We start from the raw sequence: 23,061 nt of genomic DNA, 5'->3' as shown, positions 1-23,061 counted from the left end.
ATAGCGATTAGTGCTCAAGTTCTGCTGTTTGAGTTGTTAGTGGAATGGCTTGTCCAATGCGCAGTAGTTCCATCATTTTTTGCGGTTGGCCATGAACATTCTTGATGCTCATGTTGCGATCGCTTTCTACTAGGCGCTTGTATAGGTAAACAATCGCGCCAATGCCTGACGTATCCATGAAATCCACGTGCTCTAAATCAATTTCAATTTGAGGGTGGTTATCGTCGGTTAGTACATCGTCAATGCAAAGTTGTGCTTCCTTGCTTGATTGAGCATTAAAGTCGCCAAATACCGCTAGAGTAAGTAGGTTTTCACTTGATTCAATTTTGCGTAGTTCCATGATTTTCTCTCCGTTTAAGAATCGCTTCAGTGAGCGTACTTAGTAGATAGCAGGAACCGTGCCAAAATATAAATGCATTAAAAACAATCATTTATCTCCCCGTGTCAAAATGAGAAATGGTTTTTCTTAAAATGAGAAAGGAAATTGATTCAGTTAAATTGAATGCAGAATGAAAAAAGGCTCACGTATAGTGAGCCTTGGTGAGCAAATCTTGATGGGTGAAGATTGTTTAGTTATGACACCATTTGACGAGCATGTTTTGAATGTCCGCTGAGCGATAGGGCTTGGTCAGCACGTCATCCATTCCACATTTGAAGCACATTTCTCTTTCTGTAAGAGTAGTACTGGCAGTCAAAGCGATGACGGGCATTTTCATTCCCAAAGCGCGAATCTTTTCTGTAGCCTCAAAGCCGTCCATTTCAGGCATGCGGCAATCCATCAGTATCATGTCATAGGATTTGCTTTGAGAAGCTGTGACCGCTTCTACACCATTATTGGCAATATCCGGTTTGATATTGAGTTTAGAGAGCATCTCATTGATGATTATTTGGTTCATACGAATATCATCAACGACTAGCACAGATAAGTGTTGGGGTAGAAGCTTGTTGAGTTGTTTTGCGGGGTCTTTGGCGGCACTGGCCAATTTCTCTATCTTTATTAGAGGGATATTGCCAATAAACGTGGTGCCAACATTAATCGTGCTCTCTAACTTTATTGAACCCCCCATCAATTGGATTAATTGACTGCATATCGCGAGCCCAAGGCCAGTTCCCTCGAAGTTTCTTTTGCTGGAACGATCCACTTGAGTGAAAGGTTGAAACAGTTTCTCTTGTGCATTTGAGCTGATACCAATTCCTGTATCTTTAACCTGAAATAGCAGTTTGTTATCTTCCCAGTCCAAACTCAAAGACACTGAACCTTTGTCGGTAAACTTTACGGCATTACCAATGAGGTTTACGAAGATTTGTGTAATTCGCTCCATATCTCCTTCTACAGCTTTAGGAACCTTGTCGGAGACATTAATTGTAAAGCTGAGTGACTTTTCCCGAGCCTTAGACTCAAATATGCTAGATATCGTTTTGAGTAGCGATTGAATTTCAAACTTACGCGGGAGCAATGAAAACATATCCGCGTTGATCTTACTGTAGTCGAGCAGATCGTTAATAATCACCCTTAAAAACTCACCAGATTGAGAGAGATTTTCAACTAATTCCTTTTGATGGTTATCAAGCTTGGTATCTTGCAGGAGCTCAGAACTGCCGAGTAAACCGTTAAGAGGAGTGCGCAGTTCATGGTTTATCATGGCGAGAAAGTCACGCGTAGCGCGCTCTGACTGTTCTGCTTTCTTTCTAGATTCTATGTTTCGATAAATAATTTGTTGTCGGTTAACCGCTCTGCACAATAAGTCGGCAATTAACCGCAAAGGCTGCTCGATAAACTGATTATCTTGTTCGGTGTCTTGTATTTTTAGACTGAGTAGCCCTATTCTTTCTCTGTTTACAATTAGTGGGATATCGAGCTCAGAGCCCCTCCATTGTAACTTGAGGCTATTGGGATCAACTTTAATTTCAGAGCCATAAAACGGTTTTTTTAATCCTAAATTAAGGTCGGAGTTTAATTCGAGATAGCAGGCTCTCACCAAGGTGGTATCGCATACCTTACCCACAAGATTTGATAACAATACGTCATCCAAGTGATGGTCTAGAAAAGCGCGACCAAAATAGATAAGTAGGGAGTCTATTTGCTGTTGAAATTCGAGTTTCAGAATGTCTTGCGCAGAGGATTTTTCCAACTGCGCAACGGCTAACTCAAGTTTTTGATTTGATTCAAATAACTCCAGACTTTTCTGTTCTAGCAAAGTCTCAGCTTGCTTTCGAGAGGCCATCTCCCGGGCAAGCTTACGTTCTATCAATTTAATATCCACGTTTTGCTCAGTCATGAACAGGTATCCACCAAATCAAGGTTAATCAACAAGCGTGATATTAAAGCGAACTTCGCTACCGGTATCATTTAAGGGTTTCATTTTAATATCGAGCTTTTGTCCAAAGTGATTAGCGCAGCCTTTTATCAAACCAAGACAAACATGAGACATGCATCTAGCACTCTTGTAGTTCAAAACCAGTTCAGTTTCGCTCTCGGATATGAATTCAAAGGAGGGTGGCGTAGCGTCAGGATAGAGCTTCTTAACCTCGACATGAATATAATCTTCTACGTGGCGAATAAACTCAAAGCTGTTAGTACTATGGGCAAGAGCGGCCTCTGGCGGCATAGTCGCTAATAGCTTCATGAATACTGATTCTCCAAACACTTCTTGTAACTGATCTGCTGGTACATCGGAGGTCTTGCTCAGATTGACGATAAGCTTTACAAGGTCTTTGTGATCATAACTGCCGACAGAGGTGTAAATTCCTTGGTCTTCCGACATTTCCAGTACTTGGTCTAAAACCTCAAGTCCGAAATGATTCTCTACTAGATTCAGAAATTCGGTGAAAATGATTCCCTTCATTTGCTCTCTCTTAACAATTGCGCATTTGTATTAACGATTCTTGTACAAACTCGCTTAAAAAACAATTAGTTCTGTTGTTTTTGTGCTGACCTTAAAAAAGCGAAAGGTTTTGCATAGGTTCGATAGGTTGCGCTTTGGCAACGAAGGGGACTTGTGTGCTTTTGCTGATCAGCTTTAACGCCTGTTCTGGGTCAACCACCCATTGCAGAGCTTCCTTTTCGTTAAATAATAGTGGCATTCGATGATGATAAGAGGCGTACTCATCATTGGGCGCAGTGGTAAGGGTAACAAATTCATCGTTTCCCATTGAAAGGGCTGCCATTAAGAAACCTTGAGAGATGTTGGCTGGAGTGAATTGGAATTTCTGCTTGCCTGATTCCGTGGTGACCCATTCATACCAACCACTGCAGGGCACGATAATTCTATGCTGATTAAAGGCGTCTCTAAATGTCGGCTTGGAGTCGATTGTTTCAGAGCGCGCATTAATAATGAGCTGTTTTGACCATTCTGGTTTCACTCCCCACTGCATTTGTTGTTGGAGAAGCTGCGATTGCTTGGATGAAATCACAGCTACAGATTGGGTAGGTCGCACATCCTGATTTGTCGAGGGGTGAAATTCAAGACCCAGAGACTCTGATATCCACTGTGCTAAAGGATCGTCTGTGATGTTTAATCGTCCACACATTGATTGTCTCTTTCTCCTGAAGGCCATGTTGTTAAGTTAGCATATTTACTGCCGTGTAAGAGTAATGTGAAAGAGAAATACGTTTGTTCAGGTCTTTACTTGATAAGCCTTTTATTAGGAGTACACGGATGCGTTTTTCAATATTAGTCGCCTTGATAGTCCCAAGTGTGTTGCAAGCTCAGGTTTGGACTCACGAAGGAAAACCTGCCTATGTGATAGAGCTCTTTACGTCAGAAGGATGCTCAAGTTGCCCTCCTGCTGATCAGTATCTTTCCCAATATGCAGAAACTGACAAATTGTGGGAAGAGTATATTCCTCTTGCTTACCACGTTGACTATTGGGACTACATAGGTTGGAAAGACCGCTTTGCTCATCCGTCTTATAGTCAAAAACAGAGGCTATATAGAAGCTATGGTGTGGTAGACAGCGTTTATACTCCAGGCTTTGTGGTCAATGGTGCTGAGTGGAAAGGATTTTTCAGTTATCGAACTCGAACGCTACCTGATATTGAAGCGCCTAACACCAAACAACTCCAATTAGAACGTGATAACAATAATTACACCGTCACTTTTAAGGGCGAAGGCCAATATACAGCGCATATTGTCTGGCTCGCTATGGATGAAACAACGCCAGTTAAGCGTGGTGAAAATCGTGGTAAAACCCTCAAGCATGACTTTGTTGTTGTAGAGAAGCAGCAAAAGAGTGGTACAGAAAATTGGGGCTTCGCTTTTAATAGTCGTCAACCGGCGGCAGAAGTAGATGCTGTAGCAGTCTGGTTAACCAAACCTAAAGATTTTGTTCCTGTACAAACCGTTGCGGGTTGGTTAAATAAGCCGTAATTGATAGAAAATTAAAGAGAGTATAGGTTGGTCAAGTAAATGGCATTGTTTTGTCATTTTAGTCTGTTATGGTGAGAAGATATTTACTGTTAACAGACCAAGAGAGACCAAGGATGCAGCCAAAACTTGAACAATATCAGGGTATTATATTTGATATGGATGGCACCCTGATTGATACCATGCCAGCACATGTTGCAGCATGGGAACAGACAGCTAAAGAGTTTGGATTTGATTTCGACCCTAAATGGCTTCATAGCCTAGGCGGTATGCCAAGCCCAAAGATTGTTTTGGAAGTAAACAGACGCTTTGGCTTAGAACTCGATCCATTGCTGGTCTCTAGCTTTAAAATGTCTCAGTTCGCGAGCAATGAAGCTAAAGGTGAGCTGATCGACATTACCCATCAGATATTGTTAGATCAGATGCAATTTAAGAAAGTGGCAATAGGCACAGGGGCACAGCGTGAAAGTGCTCATGATCTATTGAAGGCTAGGGGCGTATTTGACTATTTCGACACGGTAGTGACGGCTACGGAGGTCAATAACCACAAGCCATTCCCTGATACCTTCTTGCAGGCGGCTGAAAATATGCAGTGCCAACCGACGGAATGTGTCGTGTTTGAGGATACTCTTTTGGGTTTGCAAGCCGCGCATGCAGCGGGTATGGATTGTTACCTAGTGACGGATTCTGGTTTTGTATTTAAACCGGTGAACGAGGCAGCTTTTACAGAGTAGGTTGTTGAGTTTTAAATACCGCAAAAAATAGAATTAGAAAGTTAAAGGACTGTCCGTGGACAGTCCTTTTTAGTTTCTATTTTACTTCAAGCAGTTCTACGTCGAAGATTAGCGTTGCAGATGCTGGGATAGGGCCTGTACCGTCTTTGCCATAAGCAAGAGTGCTCGGGATGTATAAGCGGAACTTGTCACCCGCAACCATCAGTTGCAGACCTTCTTGCCAGCCGTGAATTACGCGGTTAAGCGGGAACTCAATCGGCTCACCGCGATCAACAGAGCTATCAAACACTGTGCCGTCAATTAGTGTACCGTGATAGTGAACTTTAACAGTATTAGTTGGCGTTGGGTGCGTTTCGCCTTCACCCTTAACTAACACTTCATATTGAAGACCGCTTTCAGTGGTAATCACTTCATCACGTTGACCATTTTCTTGTAAGAATGCTTGGCCTAGAGCGAAGTTTTCTTGCCCCGTTTTATGTTTTGACCAAATGGTGTAGATCATGAATGCAGCCAAAACAGCTATGATGGCAGGGAATAAAAACTTAGACATTAGTGTCATTATCCTTTTGCAATTAAGTATTTAATAGTGTTAACAATAGATGGCAGGTCGTTGTGAGCTGAAGTGATGACCATATATTTACCGTTGACCACAAAGGTAGGCACAGAGTTGATCATACCTTTGCCAGTAATATCGACCGCTTTAGTCACTTCTTCAAACAATTGTTGTTTTTGCTCATCATCGAGATCATACGGAGAAACCAGTCCGCGTTCTTTATAAGCATCAACGAGTAATTGTGTTCTTTCTTCTGCCGGTAATTCAGCGTTGGCATGATACGCATTAAATAGCGCCGTCATCATACCCACGTCTGGCTTGCCTGCGTCAGATTGCATTGCGGCAGCGTAGTAAAACATAGCTGCTGCTTGAGCACTCTCATTGAAGGTGACGTGCACCTTACCAACAGGCTGACCAATGCCTTCTTCAATTTCAGGAATGAACTTTTCCATTTGCAGGCAGTGCCCACAAGTTAGAGAAAAAACTTCAACCACTGGCTGCTGTACAAGATCACTAATATCGTTTGGCAATTGAGAGTAGTGAGTGTTCAATTGAGGCTCTGGGTTTTCGCTACATGCGGTCAGTAGTAGTAAAGATGCGAAAACTAGGCTAAGTATTTGAGTTATTTTTTTCATAGTCCCTTACGTCTTGTAGTAGGCAGAGGAAGGGTGATGGTTATGCATCACCCTCTGAACTTTATGCTATCTGTCCCAGTAGGCTTCTTCAAGGCTATCTTCACGTTCTGGAAGAGAGCGCGACAAGCGAGGAGAGTGCTGAGTCAGGAGTTCGTAGCTTACTCGGTTTGCATATTTACAAATTTGAGAAAGCGATGAATATGTGAGGAACGTCGCGCTGTGTTTTTCAGACGCTGGAACATTTTTCTTGTGGTAACCATTGGCAGCAATATCATGAAGCAGAGCTGATAATGCTCCGTCACCCGCACCATTAGTGTTTTTGATCTCAAGAGGCCCACCTAGGTAAGGCGCAATATGAGAGTAGACGCGGATAGGGTCCTTACAGTCGGTAAAGCGCATCACACGGCTGTATTCATACTTGTTGAACTCTGGAATATTGCCAGGTAGCAAGGCGAACTCTGTCTCGCGCTTTTTATCGTTCTCGGTATAACCGGCCATGTATAGACCGACAGGACCAGCAGTACAAAGTACTAGGTCTACCCACTCTAGTGCTTTGTCAGCAGCCAAAAGTGGGTCTTTTTCACCGGTAAGTGCTTCACCTTCTTCTTCGTTCATCGCGACAATAGTCACGTTGGCCTTGATGAAATTTTGCCACCAATCTTCGTTACCTTCGATAACGTATTTGGTGCCTAGAGTAAGCACTACAGGTACATTGTTTTCTTTTGCTAACTCGACCGCTCGTTGCACTGCTTTAGGCATTGGGTCTTCTGGTTTACCGCGCATTAGATAAGAAGAGACCACTAGGGCACTGGCTTTCTCGAATACGTTTTCAGGCACACTTTCAGGAAGCAGCTGATTCATGTGACCTTCGTTGATAGCAAAGGTACGTTCGCCGTCATCGGTGATCAATGTGTAGCAACGACCAATAGGGCCGTCAACACGCTGAAGATGATTCAGGTTAACGCGCGATGAGGTACGGCAGAGGTAACGATAAGCATAGCTACCTACATCGATATTTTTAGACATCACGCCCAGTAACACTGACTTGCTGTCGGCTAGGACAGAGTAGTTGTGTAAGGTGTTGCCAATGGTATCACCAGGATGTTCGTGGGTGATCAAGCCTTTTTCAACAAGCTCTTGGTAGAGTTCGTCTGCAACTTCCTGTTCTACAACTAATGAGTGTCCCTTACTCAAAGAATATTTTGTCAAGAATTCATCATCGACTCGAGCTTCAATATCAACAATGGTTTGTCCCACGCCGACAACCGTTGGCCTTGATAGCTTTGGTGTTTGGCGGATCTGATTGACCAATGGGTCGCGAGAATGGGTTGGGAAGTAGTGTTTAGACTTTCTTTGACCAGGAAACTTCATAATGGGGTAATGTAAAAGGAAGATGAGCAGAGTATACCACAGGGTTTACTCTGCATATGAGTGAGGGCGCTTAATTTCTAGGCACTTAAACCCTAACTGACGATTTAAAAAACAACTTCACTGTTTTTCGAAGCAGCATCGCCTACAGTTTGAGGCTTTGTTACGTCATCAGATGCTGATGAATCGGATGCTGGCAAGTTAACTGGAACGCCGTCAGCAGACTGATACGCCAATGTACCCCATAGCGGGACTGTAGACAGGCTATGCTTGAAACTGCCATCCGTCTCTTTAGTTGTATAAGACAAGTAGAGTAGGGTCTGGTTTTCAGCGTCATAAATGCGTCTGACTTTCATCGTTTTGAAGAAAACACTTTTCGATTGCTTAAACACCACTTCGCCAGATTTACTTTTGTCGATTGTGGCGATCATTTCAGGTGTAATATCGCCAGTTTGACGACACGAGATAGAGCTATCACTAGGGTCAGATAAGCTCAGATTTGCTTCAACTGAGGCAATATGACACGTTACCCCTGGAACTTTCTCGTCATCCAAATTCGATATTTTTATATCTTTAAGTGTAAAAAAACCAAGTGATACATCACCGACTTCATTTTTGCCACACCCTGAAAGAGTCAGGGCTAGGAGTGGAACCAATAGGGCGATTTTCTTCATTGCGATTTCCAAGAGAATTTACAGCGTATTGAATAGAGTAGAGTCTAACACATACAGGCAATCTTGTTTAAATAAGCGATTGTTTGATAAAGAATTGTTCATACATAGATCCGTGTGTATCCTTATACAAAATCAAAAATTGAGCATGACTATGAGTAACCTAGCGCCTACCCCCAATGTTGAGCATTTACAGCAGCAGAAGACCCAATGGCTTTTGTCTCAGATAGAGGTGGCTTACCCAACGAGAGAAAGTGTCTTAGGTAAGGCGTGCTATCTGGACCTCATTGAGAAATTTAGCAAGATTGCTTCGCTAGAATGCCCATCTTCAGAATCTACCCCAGTGGCGAATAATACTGAGTGGCTAAGAGCTGATTTTCATAAACTCACTGTTCTGTTTGCGCACTTTATGGCAACGCATAGCGATATACCTGATGCGTCAAGAGAGTATTTACAGGAGTTTTTAGCTCAGATTATTCTTGATGACCAGGGGCCTCACTCATTATGTATAGGGTTTGAAGGTTCTGAGGTTGTTGGAGTATGCATCGTATCAAATACGTCGGATACTTTATTAGTGTCTGACCTGTTACTGAAAAATAGCCTATCAAAAGACCTAGAGATCCGTTCGATCTTGAACCTTTTTGCCACAGAAATAAATCAAGCCGAACAAAACTGCCAATTATTCGTACAAGTATTTGACTACGTTTAGTGATCTAAGTCGTTAAATCACAAACAAACAAGGGCATAGTTAACAGTAAGTAGTACTGCTTTCCCATTGCTAGCAGTTCTTGGTTATAAACATAAATATAATCAAGCAGATGCTATGGAAAGCAAATTAATGAAGTGTGTGATATTTGACTGCGAAGGTACGTTGGTTGATAGCGAGAAGTTATGTTGTCAGGCGTTAGTCAGTGTCTTCAATAGCTATGGCGCACAGCTTAGTATGGATGAAGCGCTTAGCCATTTTAATGGCGGAAAGCTTGCGGATATTCTAGTGGAAACCAGCCAACGTCTTGGCGTTAAAGTCGATATAGACGAACTTGAGCCTCTGTATAGGGAAAAGACTCGGATCTTATTTCAAGACCAACTTAGGCCGTGCAAGAATGCAGTAAAAGTGTTGGATACCCTAAAACAACATGGTATCGAAGTTTGTGTTGTGTCAAATGGCCCTCGTAGTAAGTTAGAATACACTCTTGAAATCAGTGGTTTATCTGATTATTTCAAAGGTGCGATGTTCAGTGCTTTTGACGCAAATAGCTGGAAGCCCGAACCGGACCTAATCCAGTATGCAGCAATGCGAATGGGATTTCGTGCTAAAGAGTGCTTGTTTGTCGATGATACATTGCAAGGTATTCGCGCAGGTGTCGCAGCGAACATTACTACCCTTCATTACCGGCCTAATCCTTTATCTCCGAAATGGAGCGCAGAGGGGGCGATGAGTATCAGTGACCTTAGTGAGGTTCTGCAATATTGCGCGGATGTTCCTCCTCTCGAATATCATATTTAGGCTTAGGCAACGGCCACAAGTCACGTATACTCTTCGACTTAATCTATTGAGATAACGACTAAATATGAATCAAGCCATGTCTAAAAGCCGCGTTGCTATTTTCGCCGATGTACAAAACATCTATTACACAACTCGAGATGCGTATCGTCGTAATTTTGATTACAACGCCTTTTGGGCATTGGCGATGGAATATGGCGATATCGCTTCAGCTCAAGCCTATGCAATAGCAAGTCATGATCCAAAACAGCGACAGTTTCATCATATCCTCCGAGGCATAGGCTTTGAGGTTAAGCTGAAACCTTACATTCAACGCTCGGACGGCAGTGCTAAAGGCGATTGGGATGTGGGGATTACCATTGATATCATGGAAAAAGCGTCTGAGGTGGATACTATAATTCTGCTCTCTGGTGACGGAGACTTTGAATTGTTAGTTAGGCATGTGGCAGAACGTTACAACTGCCATGTTGTTGTGTTGGGTGTGCCTCAACTGACCGCAAACGCTTTAAAAGAGTCAGCTCAAGAATTCATTGCCATACAAGATTCCTTGCTACGATAACCCAGATCATAACGTCATTGTTTTTACCTATCAAATATATAGCCCTTAAGTATTAGTATATTTTTGGGTTTGATCCTACCTTTATATCAAAGCGCAATAGAACCTAGTGTTGATGTTTTAAAGGTGGAAAGACCTAAGCCGTCAATCTAATTCCTATTGCCATTATAAAACGTAAAATCAAGGAGTTAGGTATGACAGGTAAACAAGGTAAATGTCCCGTAATGCATGGAGCGGTTACTTCTCAGCAAAGGTCAGAGAAGCAGTGGTGGCCCAAGGCTCTTAATCTCGATATTCTTCATCAACACGATTCCAAAACCAACCCTCTTGGTCAAGACTTTAGCTACCGAGAGCAACTCAAGTCCCTCGATGTAACCGCTTTAAAAAATGACGTGAAGGCTCTAATGACTACAAGTCAGGATTGGTGGCCGTCAGATTGGGGACACTATGGCGGTCTGATGATTCGCATGGCTTGGCACTCGGCAGGTACCTATCGAATCGCTGATGGGCGCGGTGGTGCGAGTACTGGTAATCAGCGTTTTGCTCCTCTCAACTCTTGGCCAGATAATGCCAACCTTGATAAAGCTCGTCGCTTGCTGTGGCCGATTAAACAAAAGTACGGCAATAAAATAAGTTGGGCTGATTTAATGATCCTTGCCGGTAATATGGCCTATGAATCTATGGGCTTTAAAACCTATGGTTTTGCGTTTGGTCGAGAAGACATCTGGCACCCAGAGAAGGATATTTATTGGGGATCAGAGAAAGAGTGGCTTGCGCCAAGTGGCGCCGAGAGTAGCCGTTATTCAGGAGAGCGCGATCTAGAAAACCCACTTGCTGCGGTAATGATGGGCCTTATCTATGTGAATCCAGAGGGGGTAGATGGCAATCCCGATCCATTGAAAACCGCACAAGATATGCGAGTGACGTTTGCACGAATGGCAATGGATGATGAAGAAACGGTGGCTCTAACCGCTGGTGGTCATACTGTGGGTAAGGCTCATGGTAATGGAGACGCCTCGCTAATAGGTGCAGACCCTGAAGGTGCTGATGTGGTAGAGCAGGGACTTGGTTGGATGAATCATCAATCTCGCAGTGTTGGTCGTGACACCGTCACTAGCGGCATTGAGGGTGCATGGACAACGCATCCGACTCAGTGGGACAACGGGTATTTCCACCTGTTATTCACTTATGACTGGGAGCTGACGAAGAGTCCAGCAGGTGCTTGGCAGTGGGAGCCTGTGAATATTGATGAAGCGGATAAACCAGTCGATGTTGAAGATGACACTATTCGCTACAACCCGATGATGACCGATGCAGATATGGCACTGAAAATCGATCCAGAGTATCGAAAAATTTCAGAGCGTTTTCATAAGGATCCAGAGTACTTCAATGAGGTATTCGCGCGAGCTTGGTTTAAGCTAACGCATAGAGATATGGGGCCTAAGAGTTGTTATTTAGGCCCGGATGTCCCATCCGACGATTTGATTTGGCAAGATCCCATCCCAAGTGGTTCGACTGACTATGATGTGGAGTCTGTAAAATCGAAGATCTTAGAGAGTGGGTTAAGTGTCTCTGAATTAGTGACCACAGCCTGGGACAGCGCAAGAACCTTTAGAGGCTCAGATAAACGAGGTGGAGCAAATGGCGCTCGAATTCGTTTAGCACCACAAAAGGATTGGCAAGGCAATGAGCCTAGTAAGCTTGCTAAGGTATTGGCTGAACTTGAGAAAATCGCCAGTGACTCCGGTGTCAGTATAGCCGATACTATCGTTATCGCGGGTAATGTAGGCGTTGAACAAGCAGCAAAATCTGCGGGTTTCGACATCAAGGTGCCATTTACACCGGGTCGTGGTGATGCGAGTAGTGAGATGACTGATACAGAGTCTTTTGCAGTGCTTGAGCCTGTTGCCGATGGTTTCAGAAACTGGCAAAAACAAGAGTATGTTGTGACATCAGAAGAGCTATTGCTTGATAGAGCCCAGCTAATGGGTCTAACGGCTCCTGAAATGACAGTATTAGTGGGCGGCCTGCGCGTTATTGGTACAAACTATGCGAACAGTTCTCACGGCGTATTCACTGACAATGTGGGCGCGTTAAGTAACGACTTTTTTGTCAATCTCACTGACATGAACTATGTTTGGAAACCGAGACAAGATGGGCTCTATGAGCTTCGTGATAGAAGTAGTGGCGATACTAAGTGGACAGCAACACGAGTTGATTTAGTGTTTGGCTCTAACTCCGTACTGAGATCTTATGCTGAGGTGTACGCGCAAGACGACAGTAAAGAGAGGTTTGTAGAAGATTTCGTAGCGGCTTGGGTCAAAGTCATGAATGCGGACAGGTTCGACCTACTATAAGCTAGACCTAGTACAACCAAGAAACAAAGCCTCATAGTGAAACCGCTATGGGGCTTTAATTTCTTTTAGGCTAAAGGCTTGTGTTGCCTTGAATAAAACTTATAAATAACCGCAATAACAAAACAGGCGGTAGCAGGAACTAATAGAGACATAAATTGATACTTCGCGTACAACAGCACACCTGCTGTTCCGCCAGATATAAAGCCCAATATTATGTAGATAAACAGTTTTGCTTTTCGTTTATCCAGCGGTTCCCCTCTAAACAGCTTACCTAGCATTATCCCCAAGTCGGTAAAAATACCAGTAACGTGAGTGGTTCTAACTATGGCACCGCTGTAGGTAGTCGCCATAGCGTTTTGCAATCCACAGGCCGCTGAAGCAAAGTACAATCCAGAGAAGTTGTCAGATGAAAGAAGCCCAAGTGCGATAAACAAGAACAGAGACTCTATAAAAAGTACCGAGTCATAATGCCTTCCTAGCTTCAACGTAGAGCCATGAAGCAAGTATCCAGCGATTGATGAGCCGAACATAAACGAAAGCAACACAGCTAACAAATTTAGTACATGACTAAAAGAGCTATTGATAAAGCTAATACCGAGCAGTGTTGCCGTTCCAGACAAGTGTGAAACAGACTGGTGCTCAAAGCCTAGTAAGCCAATTGAATTAACAAAGCCTGCTACCAACGCCAGAATGAAAGCACCCACTTCCACCCATTTTGGTAATCGAGAAATCACAATCTAATTCCTGGTTAAATATCTTTGGAAAACGACAAAGGGAAGTGCTGGACAATCGCCAACACTTCAAGAGTCAAAACCGATTTGTGAGAGGGTTCTAGCTTGCTGAAGACTCTTGGTCTTTTAGCTCTTGCTCGATAGAAACTTCTGCTTGCTCCGCTTCAAGTTCCATCTTTGCACGCTCTGCCTTTGAAATGTACTTTGGCTTATTAGAGCTATGAAGCTTAGAGTTTTGCTTCTTAATTTTCTTCTTAAGGATCTGATTGATTTTCTTCTTGCGGTTCATTTTTTAACCTTGCTTAGCTTAACGGGGCTAAGACTATCACATTCTATCGATTTTGGTGATGTAAAGCGGGGAATTAACTATAGCTAACCGTTATTTGTGCCCTTTGAATGAAGTATACTCATTGGACCAATAATGATTTGTAACAAAGCAGGGTGTATGGCGAACAAGTTTGCAGAAATCTCTGGTTGGGGAAAGTGTCTTCCACCAACCGTATTGACTAACGATGATCTTAGTACGTTTCTTGATACCTCAGATGAGTGGATCAAGCCACGAACGGGTATATCAGCAAGACGAATCAGTCATGTACAAACCTCAGATCTTGCGACAGTTGCTGCTCAGCAAGCGATTGATTGCGCGGGTATTCAAGCAAGCGACCTTGATCTTATCATTGTCGCGACATGCTCACCTGATACCTTAATCCCTAACATCGCATCAAAGGTACAAAACAATCTCAGAGCCTTCCAAGCCGCTGCGTTTGACTTAAATGCTGCCTGTACTGGATTTGTATACGGTCTAGAAACTGCAACACGTATGATTCAAGCTGGTGCCTACAAGCATGTATTGGTCATTGGTGCAGAACGACTCAGTTTTTTCATCGACTGGACTCAACGTGATACGGCCGTGCTATTTGGTGATGGTGCTGGTGCCGTGGTGCTTTCCGAAACAGAGCAAGAAGTCGGTTTACTGCAAAGTAAGTTAGGCTGTGACTCTGAGGGGAGAGACATTCTAGCAGTACCAAGCTTTGGTACCTCAATGGAAAGGTTTGCCACCGACAATGGTTATTTTGAGTTTAACTTTGTAGGGCGTGAAATATTTAAACGAGCAGTAAAAGGCATGGGAAGTGCTGCTCAACACGTTTTGACGGAAGCTCAATTACCCACCTCGAAGATTGATCTTGTGATTCCTCACCAAGCGAATGTTCGAATTATTCAAACGCTTTGTGATTTGGCGGGTATTGAACAAGAAAAAGCCTTTATTAATATCCAAAACTACGGCAATACATCGGCTGCAACTGTGCCTATTGCTATCTGCGAGGCGGCAGAGCAGGGCGCAATCAAGCCAGGGGCTGAGATCTTAACGGCTGCCTTCGGTGCTGGACTTACTTGGGGAGCAGGTAGAATTCGTTGGGGTCAGCGTGTCACGCCAATAAGAGAAAGTGAAGCTGCGTTGCCAGCAAGTGATAAAACCGCTCTAGAGCTTCTTGAGCAGGCTATAGAACATTGCAAGAACAACCCAACTCGCGGTTAGTTTCTATGACCTATATTTTTAGCTATTGCGTATGAAGAGTATTGTTGCTCACTGGTGGTAGAGGAAAATATGGGTCAATTTACGCTGTTCTACGATGGTACGTGTCCATTGTGCGTTAAGGAAATGACGTCTCTTAAAAAACACGACAAGTCAAATCAACTACTGTTGGTCGATATACACGATCAACACTTCACCGATTATCCCTATATAGATGCCAAACAAGCGTCTGTAATGCTGCATGCATTGAATGAAGAAGGCAAACTGTTACTTGGTTTGGATGTAACCTATCAGGCGTGGAGTAGAGTAGGAAAGGGATGGTTGTACGCGCCTACGCGTTGGAGACTCTTGCGTCCTTTGTGTGACAAAGTCTATCTATGGTTTGCCAAAAACCGCTATTCAATATCCCGCTTGCTGACCGGTTCTTCTCGCTGTGAAAGCTGCAGGCTTAGATAGAATAAGACCGAGACACACGGGGGAGCGCTCGGCCTTTATCTTCTGATAACTGTCAGCTTACGCTGTCAGTTATAGTTTTGTGAAGCTTAGCGTTTCAAGCATCAGTCCACGTTTAACAAAGTTAATGTGAACTTCATAAGTTCCTGCTTCAAGCTTAACGGTCAAACCGTCAACGTCTACACTCTTGCCATCTGTACCATTCACAGGGAACGACATGCTGAACAAGCCATTTAAGTGCATGCTACAAGATGACTGAGCCAATGAATTTCTATCGTAATGCGCGACTGCTGAACAGTGATATTCACCTGCAGTTTCGATCTTGATAATCTTGGTCACGTTTTCAGCTGTGTTTAGCTCAATTGGCTGTTCAACAGAAATTGCACCTTCACTGATCTGTGCTTGTGGAGCAAACGGCTTGATAGGCTCGTACTTCTTAAGCGGACGAGACATCACCGGCGCATCCATAATGAAGCGACAAATGTTCATCGCGCTACGCTGCAACTCACCTATGGTCAGAGTACCGTCTTCTACCGCTTGAATAGTATTGTCACCCATACCATTTGTTTCAGCTGTGTCGTTCTCAACAACCATGTATAGATCGTTTTGAGCTCGAACCATGAACGAAGTAAAGGTTTTAGACTCTTCTCCTGCAAGAACACAGTCATTCATCTTCGCCCACCAATCGGTCATAACAATACCACTGTAACCCCACTCGCCGCGGAGGATGGTAGTATTTAGGTCGTAGTTTGACGCTGCCCAGTGACCATTGATTGGGTTATAAGACGTCATGATAGTGGTTGCATCACCAAGCTTAACTGCCATTTCAAATGGCTTAAGGTGGATTTCACGCAGTGCACGCTGAGACATTGCGCTGTCTGAATCTACGCGCGCTGTTTCCTGGTCGTTTGCTGCAAAGTGCTTGATAGTACCTGAAACACCAGCAACCTTAAGACCACGAGTTTGCGCAGCTGCCATGATACCCGTCATGAACGGATCTTCTGAGAAGTACTCAAAATTACGGCCATTGAGCGGATGGCGATGAATGTTGATGCCAGGGCCAAGCAGGGTGTCGATAAGGTTTGCTTGCATCTCTTCGCCCACAAGCTTAAACAGTTCATGGTTAAGAGGTGTATTCCATGTACAAGCTAGCAAAGTACCGATTGGAACCTGAGAGGCTTTATGTCCGCTATCCATACGGATACCAGAAGGACCATCTGCAGCAGCTGCCGTTGGGATACCCAATTCAAACAAGCTATCGCTTACGCCGCCAAATGCAGCCGCTGTTCCCGGAGTTACCTTAGGGCTACACATACCTTCGCCGCGCACGATAGTTGCTAGCTGCTCAAGGCTAAGCTGTGCAATGAACTCTTCTAGAGTTACTCGGCCTTCTTTAACATCAGCTAAGCGTATGCCTTTGTCACCCGTAATTTCATAGGTGGTAGGCATGTTTGCTTCAATGCGTTCAGCTAGAGACACAGTACGTTGTGGCACGCCTTCATAGGCTTTCTCGTAAAGACCGTTGCCCGCGAGTGCACCAGGCTTAAGGCGATCAAACTCTTGGATCGCCGCCATCGCTTCTTCAAGTTGCTCAACAACTAACAGTTCTGTTAGCTCAACTTTCGCATCAATAGGTGTTGCTTGACGGACACTTTCACCTAGGTAGAACTGGTATGTGCCAGCTTCAAGTACGTATGCGTGAGCATTGCCTGAAATACCATTGTCATCAAATGAAGCCAGTGCGCTCAATGCAACCGAGATGGTCACAGTGTCACTTTCTCCAGCATCCAACTCGCAAGTTTTACCAAAACCAGCTAGTACGCGAGCAGGTTTGCCTAGCTTACCTTGAGGCGCTTCGACATAAAGCTGAATGACTTCCTTAGCTTTGTGTTGTGAGCCCGTGTTGGTGACCTTAACGTCAAACGTTAAGATTTGCTCGATGCCTTCACCTTCAACTTTGAAAGAGGTGCACTCACGCTCAAAGCTAGTGTAAGAAAGGCCATGACCAAACGGATATTGAACAGCTTCTTTGTTGAAGGTTTCAAAGTAGCGGTAACCTACATAGATGTCTTCTTGATATTGGTTACATACCTTGCTGCCGAAATTAGCATCAGAAGGGTAGTCTGATAATTTGTAGGCGATAGTATTGGTTAGGCGCCCGCTTGGAGAGATGTCGCCCGATAATACGTCAGCAAGTGCGTGTCCACCTTCCATACCTGCAGCCCAGCTATACAGAACTGCAGTGATTGAATCTTTGTGATCAACGGTTTCTAACCAAGACATGTCCATAATGTTGGTAACGTTCATTACAATGATCACGTTATCAAAGAACGCATTAACCTTGTTTACCATGGCAAGTTCAAGGTCAGTTAGCTTATAGCTTCCTGCTTCGTTTGCGTTGTCTTGGTCTTCACCAGCGGTACGGCCGATAAAGACTACGGCTTTGTTTGATTTAGCTGCTGCAGCCTTAACAATGTCGTCTGACAGAGGCATTTCATGTTGGAACCACGGTTCTGCTGCCCAACCGCCGCCGCCATCGTCAAATGGGTTTTCTGCAATCCAGTCTTGGTAAACAGTGACCAGTTCTTCATTGATGGTAACGCTTTTATTTGTACGTAAGCCTTCTAACGCGTTTACTGCGTAAGGTACGTTTACGGCGCCACCGGAACCTGTGCCACTTCTATAGGTGTCAATCTGACAACGACCAAATAGAGAAACGGTATCTTCCGAGGATAGGGGAAGCGTATTTTGACGATTCTCTAGTAATACAATGCCTTCACCAGCAGCCTGACGACTGACTGGAACTAAGTTTTTCTGTGCAATGCGTATTTGTTCTGTTTGCATAAAGTTATCCGATAAACCTATTAATGGGCCAAATTTTAGAACACTTTGAATTGGTGCAACCTAGAAAGAAAGCGCTTTCTTTTTGCATGAAAAGAAAATGTTCCACGTTAATATTTCCCCCCATGATGAATTATCTGGAAGGTTTTGTTGATTTGTTGGCAGTGTAAATAACAAAACTGAGCTTGTGCGTAAGAAATATCAATAGTGTGAAATCATTCTCATTATGCGTACTGATAAGGGGATCTTGCTCTCGTAATTACTCAGATAAAAGTGGAATTTATTCTTAACTCATCAACGAATAAAACCATGAGAAAAGGGGTGTTTATTGGAGCGATGAATAAATTGGCAATCAAAGAAGCTTAAAAGCAGCATTGAAAAGCGCTTCTACTCGTATTGTCACAAGATGAAGCGCTTTGGATCCTAGAGAAACGAACGTAGAGAAACAAACGTTAGCGTTTGGCTGTCGTCAAAGATGACTACGCGTTTGCTGTCGTATAGGTTTTGAACCCTCCAATCAGGTTTCTGGCTTTGAACCCATTGTTAACCAGTTGGCGATAGGCAACGTTGCCGCGTAAACCAACTTGGCAGTAAACCACGATCTCTTTGTCTTTTGGCAATTCATGCATTCTATGGCGAAGCTGATCTACTGGAATATTGATATCACCTTGTATGTGGTTGCCATCTTTTCGCTCTGCTGGATTTCTAACATCGAGTAAGACTTGATCATCCGATAGGTTATCGACCTGATCAAAGTGAATTGGAGTCGAATCACCCTTAACTATGTTGTTGGCAACAAATGCGGCTTGGTTGATGACGTCTTTAGCACTTCCGTAAGGGGGAGCATAAGTCAGTTCAAGATGTTGAAGTTGGTCAACTGTCATGCCCGCACGTTGAGCAACAGCCATCACATCAATTCGTTTATCAACGCCGTCTTTACCGGTCGCTTGCGCACCTAAGATCTTTCCTGTCGTAGGATCAAATAGCATTTTGAAGGAGACAATCTCAGCTCCTGGGTAGTAACTTGCGTGGCTAGCGGTATGTACATACACTTTTTCGTAATTGATTCCCTCACGTAAAAGCTGCTTCTCATTTTTACCTGTAGAAGCGATGGCTAGGTCAAAAACTTTACAAATTGCTGTGCCTTGTGTTCCTTGATAGGTTTCTTGTCTACCCAACATATTGTCCGCAGCCATTCTGCCTTGCCTATTGGCAGGGCCCGCTAGAGGTACCAGTGTTTGGTTGCCCGTAACAAAATCTGTCTCTTCTATTGCGTCACCTACAGCATAAATATAAGGGTCACTAGTTTGCATCGATTCATTGGTATGGATACCACCTAGCTGGCCGATCTTAAGTCTCGCTTGTTCAGCGAGTCTGGTTTCAGGTTTAACGCCAATCGCCATAATGAGAATGTCTGTTGCGAGCTCTTCACCACTGTTAAGTTTTAGTTTCAACGAACCTTGTAGATGTTGGTGGTGCTCAGCTTCACCTGCTTCTGTGTTTGCAATATGTTGATTAGGTATGTGCTCAACAGACTGAAGTGCAACGCCTAGCTTTAGGTCAATGCCTTTGTCTAAAATTTCTGTATGTACAAAGCCTGCCATTTCACGATCTACGGGCGTCATGACTTGATCTGCCATTTCTATCAGCGTGGTTTTGATGCCGAGTTGATGAAAGGCTTCCATCATCTCCAGACCTATAAAACCACCGCCAACAACGGTTGCATGCTCTGCTTTGTTCATCTTTAGGGTATTGATGATGCGGTCCATATCAGGAATATTTCGCAAAGAGTGGGTTAACGGATTATTCAGTCCTTCGATAGGGGGAACAATAGGGCCGGCGCCAGGGCTTAGGAGCAAGAAATCATAACTTTCTATGTACTCGGTGCCATCAAGCAAATTCTTTACGGTGACGGTTTTTTCTTGACGCTGAATAGCAACAACTTCGTTCATCACTCGTACATCAACGTTAAATCGAGCTAGGAAACTTTCTGGAGTTTGCAATAGAAGCTTGCTTCGGTCGGTGATGTCGCCACCGATGTGATAAGGAAGTCCACAGTTGGCAAAAGAAACAAATTCGCCTCGTTCAAACATGATGATTTCTGCATCTTCGCTTAATCGACGTGCTCTCGCAGCAGCAGATGCGCCACCAGCAACACCGCCTACGATTAGGATCTTAGTCATTGTTGTTACTCCAAATATGTATTCAATTTGTTGGCTGTGATTACTTTACCACTTCAATAAGTAAATTCTAATATTATCGCATCTAAATTTGCAAGTGCTAATTTAGTATTGACTAATAAATAAAGTAATTTAAACTATCTGCAGTCATATGAATGAATGATTGATAGGTATGAAGCTTGATAGAAATTAACCAAAGCAATGTGCCGTCAAATGAATCAGATCTTCATGAGATAAAAGCCAAAGCGGATAATGTAGCGTCTGTTTTGAAGGTATTGTCCCATGCTGAACGTTTGATGGTTGTGTGCCAACTTATTGAGGGCGAAAGAGGGGTATCAGAACTCCAGAAAGGCTCTCTACTCAATCAATCGGCATTGTCTCAGCATCTAAAGGTGTTGAGAGACAACGAACTTGTGCAAGTAAGAAAAGAATCGCAAAAGGTGTTTTATTCGCTTAAAAACAAGCAAGTAGAGCAACTAATTCAGTCGTTATATCAAATTTACTGTTAATTGAGGGAGAAGATTATGGAGTTTACAATTCCTTGGTCCTCGTTATTTGGGGGAATGCTTTTAGGCGTTTCTGCATCGTTATTACTGCTCTTTAACGGCAAGATTGCCGGTATTAGCGGCATTGTCTCTGGTCTTATGAAGAATGAGTCAGGAGATAGAGGCTGGCGCTGGTTGTTTGTCATTGGCATGATAGCTGGTGGCGTTTTGGGCGCTAATGCATTTGGCGCGTACATTCCTACGCAGTACGACACTAACGTACTGCTGTTACTACTCGGCGGGTTGTTTGTCGGTATAGGCACTAAAGTGGGTAATGGATGCACATCAGGTCATGGCATCTGCGGAATTGGTCGGTTATCTAAGCGCTCAATCATCGCAACGTGTGTATTCATGCTGGTTTCCGGTATTACTGTGTTTGTTCGTTTGCATTTAGTGGGGTAGAGGCATGTTCAAGTTTATCTCGATTGTTGCGGGTATCCTGTTTGGTCTGGGTATGGCGGTTTCAGGAATGGTCGATCCGGTAAAGGTAATTGGATTCTTAGATGTCGCAGGCAACTGGGATCCTAGTCTTGCATTCGTAATGGGCGGCGGATTAGGTGTCTTCCTGCCGGTTTACTTTTTGGTGATAAAAAAGCAACCAAAACCCATATCCGCTGAGACATTTTCAGTATCGAAAAATCAACTTATCGATAGACGTTTGCTAATAGGTGCAGGATTGTTCGGTATCGGCTGGGGTTTAGTTGGTATTTGCCCTGGGCCCGTTGTTTCATCACTAGGTGCTGGTAATTTTCAAGCCTGGTTATTTTTAGTTGCAATGCTTGCTGGTTTCTACATTGGCGGACGCGTTACTCGCACTTCTAATTGAATCATTAATTTTCTATTGGTATCGATAGATAAAAGCGCCCTCGATTGAGGGCGTTTTTATAATAACTATTTAATGGAGAACGACACGGGACAGTGATCACTTAGCTGATAATTAATGACATCGTTTTTTGAGAAAATGCCTTGAGTTGGCTGAGAGAATGCCAAATCCGAACTTACAACGACATGATCAATAAGGTTACGGAATTTATGCGTTTGCCTAGGGTTCTTATTGGAACGAACTACACACTTAGCATTGGTGTATGCAGATGCGAGGGCTGCACTGTTTGTACCGTGTGTCAGTATCTCCCATAACCAATCGCCCCTGTATGCAAGGTTATGGTTGAAGTCACCCATGATGATAAAAGAATCTCCGTTACTTTGTCTTTGTTTAATCCACTGATTGAGCTTTGCTCCTTGCTGCTCTAGGAGCTTACACGACCGATTGTTGCGTTTGGCTCCCTGACAGCCGGCTTTAAGATGGACAGAAAGTACATGCACATTTGGTTTGTTAGCACTTCTTTTAATCTCGATATAGCTAGCAAAACGAAGCTTACCATTGTGAGTCGTGTTTAAATCTATATCTGGGTGGTTATGAACTTGAACTGTATTGCGTATAGCAAACCCAGTGTATTGGTTGATATCGTTAAACTGTCGATGAGCATTTTTAGCAAGCGCACGATCAGATAAAATAATCTGGTAATCTTCCCCTACAACTTGCTTGATAGCTTTAGCACTATCAACTTCTTGAAAAGCAAGAATGTCTGCATCGGTTTTATGAAAGTAGCGAGACAAGCGTGAAAAGTCATCGAGGCTTCTGTCACTTTCAGAGTATTGTGGATAACTCTGCGTAGACAACCAGGCGATGTTCCATGTTGTGAGGTTTATAGGGGTTGCATATGCAACGCTTGGCAACACGACAAACAGCAATATTGCCCATGCAAATGCAAGTGATTTTTTTAGTTTTTTTATCATCTAAATCCGTTATTCCTTTCCATTGCCCATTCCAAAGGCACTTCAAAAATTGCAAGTTATTCTGAAAAAATTATGCGATTTTTTTTGTTATGAGGACAAGATCATTTATTCAAAAAAGATCGGTCTCAAAATCGCTCACTCAACCCTTATATTGATCCAGATCAAAAACATTGAGTGGCGGTTCTCGTTAAATACGCCCACAATATGTAGTGTGTAAAATAAATATAACTACCCT

General features: G+C 43.5%; 23 protein-coding genes and 1 pseudogene. 11 read left to right on the top strand and 13 right to left on the bottom strand.

What is annotated here, in order from left to right:
* Positions 1-7: 7 nt before the first annotated feature.
* The 4 genes from OCU46_RS19800 to OCU46_RS19785 form a co-directional block, all read right to left on the bottom strand.
* On the bottom strand, positions 8-340 hold the full coding sequence (locus OCU46_RS19800) for an STAS domain-containing protein (RefSeq protein WP_141269162.1): 333 nt from the start codon (positions 338-340) through the stop codon (positions 8-10).
* Between the two features lie 229 nt (positions 341-569).
* Positions 570-2,279 carry an ATP-binding protein gene (locus OCU46_RS19795; protein ID WP_141269164.1) on the bottom strand — a complete coding sequence of 570 codons (1,710 nt, stop codon included), beginning with the start codon at positions 2,277-2,279 and terminating at the stop codon, positions 570-572.
* 24 nt (positions 2,280-2,303) lie between these two features.
* Positions 2,304-2,846, bottom strand: a complete 543-nt coding sequence (locus tag OCU46_RS19790; protein ID WP_141269166.1) for a heme NO-binding domain-containing protein — start codon at positions 2,844-2,846, stop codon at positions 2,304-2,306.
* A gap of 91 nt (positions 2,847-2,937) precedes the next feature.
* The gene (locus OCU46_RS19785) at positions 2,938-3,531 is read right to left on the bottom strand and encodes an SOS response-associated peptidase (protein WP_141269168.1); all 594 of its coding nucleotides are present in this window, start codon (positions 3,529-3,531) and stop codon (positions 2,938-2,940) included.
* Between the two features lie 128 nt (positions 3,532-3,659).
* Here OCU46_RS19785 and OCU46_RS19780 point away from each other — a divergent pair, with 128 nt between their 5' ends.
* Both OCU46_RS19780 and OCU46_RS19775 read left to right on the top strand, forming a co-directional pair.
* Complete coding sequence (locus tag OCU46_RS19780; protein WP_141269170.1) at positions 3,660-4,370, top strand: DUF1223 domain-containing protein; 711 nt, start codon at positions 3,660-3,662, stop codon at positions 4,368-4,370.
* Positions 4,371-4,483: 113 nt separating this feature from the next.
* A complete protein-coding gene (locus tag OCU46_RS19775; protein WP_141269171.1) occupies positions 4,484-5,101 on the top strand; it encodes a beta-phosphoglucomutase family hydrolase in 618 nt (205 codons plus the stop codon).
* 76 nt (positions 5,102-5,177) lie between these two features.
* Here OCU46_RS19775 and OCU46_RS19770 read toward each other — a convergent pair whose 3' ends face one another.
* The 4 genes and pseudogenes from OCU46_RS19770 to OCU46_RS19755 form a co-directional block, all read right to left on the bottom strand.
* Positions 5,178-5,651, bottom strand: a complete 474-nt coding sequence (locus tag OCU46_RS19770) for a BamJ family beta-barrel-assembly machinery protein (protein WP_141269173.1) — start codon at positions 5,649-5,651, stop codon at positions 5,178-5,180.
* An 8-nt stretch (positions 5,652-5,659) separates the two neighbouring features.
* Entirely contained in the window at positions 5,660-6,289 is a 630-nt protein-coding gene (locus OCU46_RS19765; RefSeq protein ID WP_141269175.1) for a thioredoxin domain-containing protein, read from the bottom strand.
* A gap of 66 nt (positions 6,290-6,355) precedes the next feature.
* Positions 6,356-7,660, bottom strand: a complete 1,305-nt coding sequence (locus OCU46_RS19760) for an inosine/guanosine kinase (protein ID WP_141269177.1) — start codon at positions 7,658-7,660, stop codon at positions 6,356-6,358.
* Between the two features lie 197 nt (positions 7,661-7,857).
* Positions 7,858-8,331, bottom strand: a pseudogene (locus tag OCU46_RS19755) (CreA family protein); the annotation flags it as partial.
* A gap of 151 nt (positions 8,332-8,482) precedes the next feature.
* On the opposite strand from OCU46_RS19755, the gene OCU46_RS19750 reads away from it, so the two are divergent.
* The 4 genes from OCU46_RS19750 (at position 8,483) to katG (ending at position 12,745) form a co-directional block, all read left to right on the top strand.
* Positions 8,483-9,037: a hypothetical protein gene (locus tag OCU46_RS19750; RefSeq protein WP_141269179.1), complete on the top strand. Its 555-nt coding sequence runs from the start codon at positions 8,483-8,485 to the stop codon at positions 9,035-9,037.
* Positions 9,038-9,151: 114 nt separating this feature from the next.
* The gene (locus OCU46_RS19745; protein WP_141269181.1) at positions 9,152-9,835 is read left to right on the top strand and encodes an HAD-IA family hydrolase; all 684 of its coding nucleotides are present in this window, start codon (positions 9,152-9,154) and stop codon (positions 9,833-9,835) included.
* Between the two features lie 64 nt (positions 9,836-9,899).
* Positions 9,900-10,391, top strand: a complete 492-nt coding sequence (locus tag OCU46_RS19740) for a LabA-like NYN domain-containing protein (RefSeq protein WP_141269183.1) — start codon at positions 9,900-9,902, stop codon at positions 10,389-10,391.
* 191 nt (positions 10,392-10,582) lie between these two features.
* On the top strand, positions 10,583-12,745 hold the full coding sequence (gene katG, locus OCU46_RS19735) for a catalase/peroxidase HPI (protein WP_141269185.1): 2,163 nt from the start codon (positions 10,583-10,585) through the stop codon (positions 12,743-12,745).
* Between the two features lie 65 nt (positions 12,746-12,810).
* Here katG and OCU46_RS19730 read toward each other — a convergent pair whose 3' ends face one another.
* Both OCU46_RS19730 and OCU46_RS19725 read right to left on the bottom strand, forming a co-directional pair.
* Positions 12,811-13,479 carry a YoaK family protein gene (locus OCU46_RS19730; protein ID WP_141269187.1) on the bottom strand — a complete coding sequence of 223 codons (669 nt, stop codon included), beginning with the start codon at positions 13,477-13,479 and terminating at the stop codon, positions 12,811-12,813.
* Between the two features lie 97 nt (positions 13,480-13,576).
* A complete protein-coding gene (locus tag OCU46_RS19725; RefSeq protein ID WP_141269189.1) occupies positions 13,577-13,765 on the bottom strand; it encodes a DUF2986 domain-containing protein in 189 nt (62 codons plus the stop codon).
* A gap of 156 nt (positions 13,766-13,921) precedes the next feature.
* Here OCU46_RS19725 and OCU46_RS19720 point away from each other — a divergent pair, with 156 nt between their 5' ends.
* Together OCU46_RS19720 and OCU46_RS19715 are read left to right on the top strand one after the other, a co-directional pair.
* Positions 13,922-15,013 carry a ketoacyl-ACP synthase III gene (locus tag OCU46_RS19720; protein ID WP_141269337.1) on the top strand — a complete coding sequence of 364 codons (1,092 nt, stop codon included), beginning with the start codon at positions 13,922-13,924 and terminating at the stop codon, positions 15,011-15,013.
* Positions 15,014-15,082: 69 nt separating this feature from the next.
* Positions 15,083-15,466: a thiol-disulfide oxidoreductase DCC family protein gene (locus tag OCU46_RS19715; RefSeq protein WP_141269191.1), complete on the top strand. Its 384-nt coding sequence runs from the start codon at positions 15,083-15,085 to the stop codon at positions 15,464-15,466.
* Positions 15,467-15,535: 69 nt separating this feature from the next.
* Here OCU46_RS19715 and OCU46_RS19710 read toward each other — a convergent pair whose 3' ends face one another.
* Positions 15,536-18,307 carry a glycoside hydrolase family 3 protein gene (locus OCU46_RS19710; protein WP_141269193.1) on the bottom strand — a complete coding sequence of 924 codons (2,772 nt, stop codon included), beginning with the start codon at positions 18,305-18,307 and terminating at the stop codon, positions 15,536-15,538.
* 476 nt (positions 18,308-18,783) lie between these two features.
* A complete protein-coding gene (locus OCU46_RS19705) occupies positions 18,784-20,487 on the bottom strand; it encodes an FAD-dependent oxidoreductase (protein WP_141269195.1) in 1,704 nt (567 codons plus the stop codon).
* A gap of 176 nt (positions 20,488-20,663) precedes the next feature.
* On the opposite strand from OCU46_RS19705, the gene OCU46_RS19700 reads away from it, so the two are divergent.
* From OCU46_RS19700 to OCU46_RS19690, 3 genes are read left to right on the top strand one after another with little or no spacing between them, the layout of a single operon-like run.
* Positions 20,664-20,993 (top strand): ArsR/SmtB family transcription factor, encoded by a 330-nt coding sequence (locus OCU46_RS19700; protein ID WP_371858828.1) that lies wholly within the window; start codon positions 20,664-20,666, stop codon positions 20,991-20,993.
* 15 nt (positions 20,994-21,008) lie between these two features.
* The gene (locus tag OCU46_RS19695) at positions 21,009-21,431 is read left to right on the top strand and encodes a YeeE/YedE family protein (RefSeq protein WP_141269197.1); all 423 of its coding nucleotides are present in this window, start codon (positions 21,009-21,011) and stop codon (positions 21,429-21,431) included.
* Between the two features lie 4 nt (positions 21,432-21,435).
* A complete protein-coding gene (locus tag OCU46_RS19690) occupies positions 21,436-21,855 on the top strand; it encodes a YeeE/YedE family protein (protein WP_141269199.1) in 420 nt (139 codons plus the stop codon).
* Positions 21,856-21,920: 65 nt separating this feature from the next.
* Here the strand turns inward: OCU46_RS19690 and OCU46_RS19685 are convergent, their stop codons facing one another.
* Positions 21,921-22,826, bottom strand: a complete 906-nt coding sequence (locus tag OCU46_RS19685) for an endonuclease/exonuclease/phosphatase family protein (RefSeq protein WP_141269201.1) — start codon at positions 22,824-22,826, stop codon at positions 21,921-21,923.
* Positions 22,827-23,061 lie beyond the last annotated feature (235 nt).

Origin of the sequence: Vibrio comitans (assembly GCA_024346835.1) — a bacterium.
Taxonomy (GTDB): Bacteria; Pseudomonadota; Gammaproteobacteria; order Enterobacterales; family Vibrionaceae; genus Vibrio; species Vibrio comitans.
This window is presented reverse-complemented; position numbering and strand designations above follow the sequence as displayed.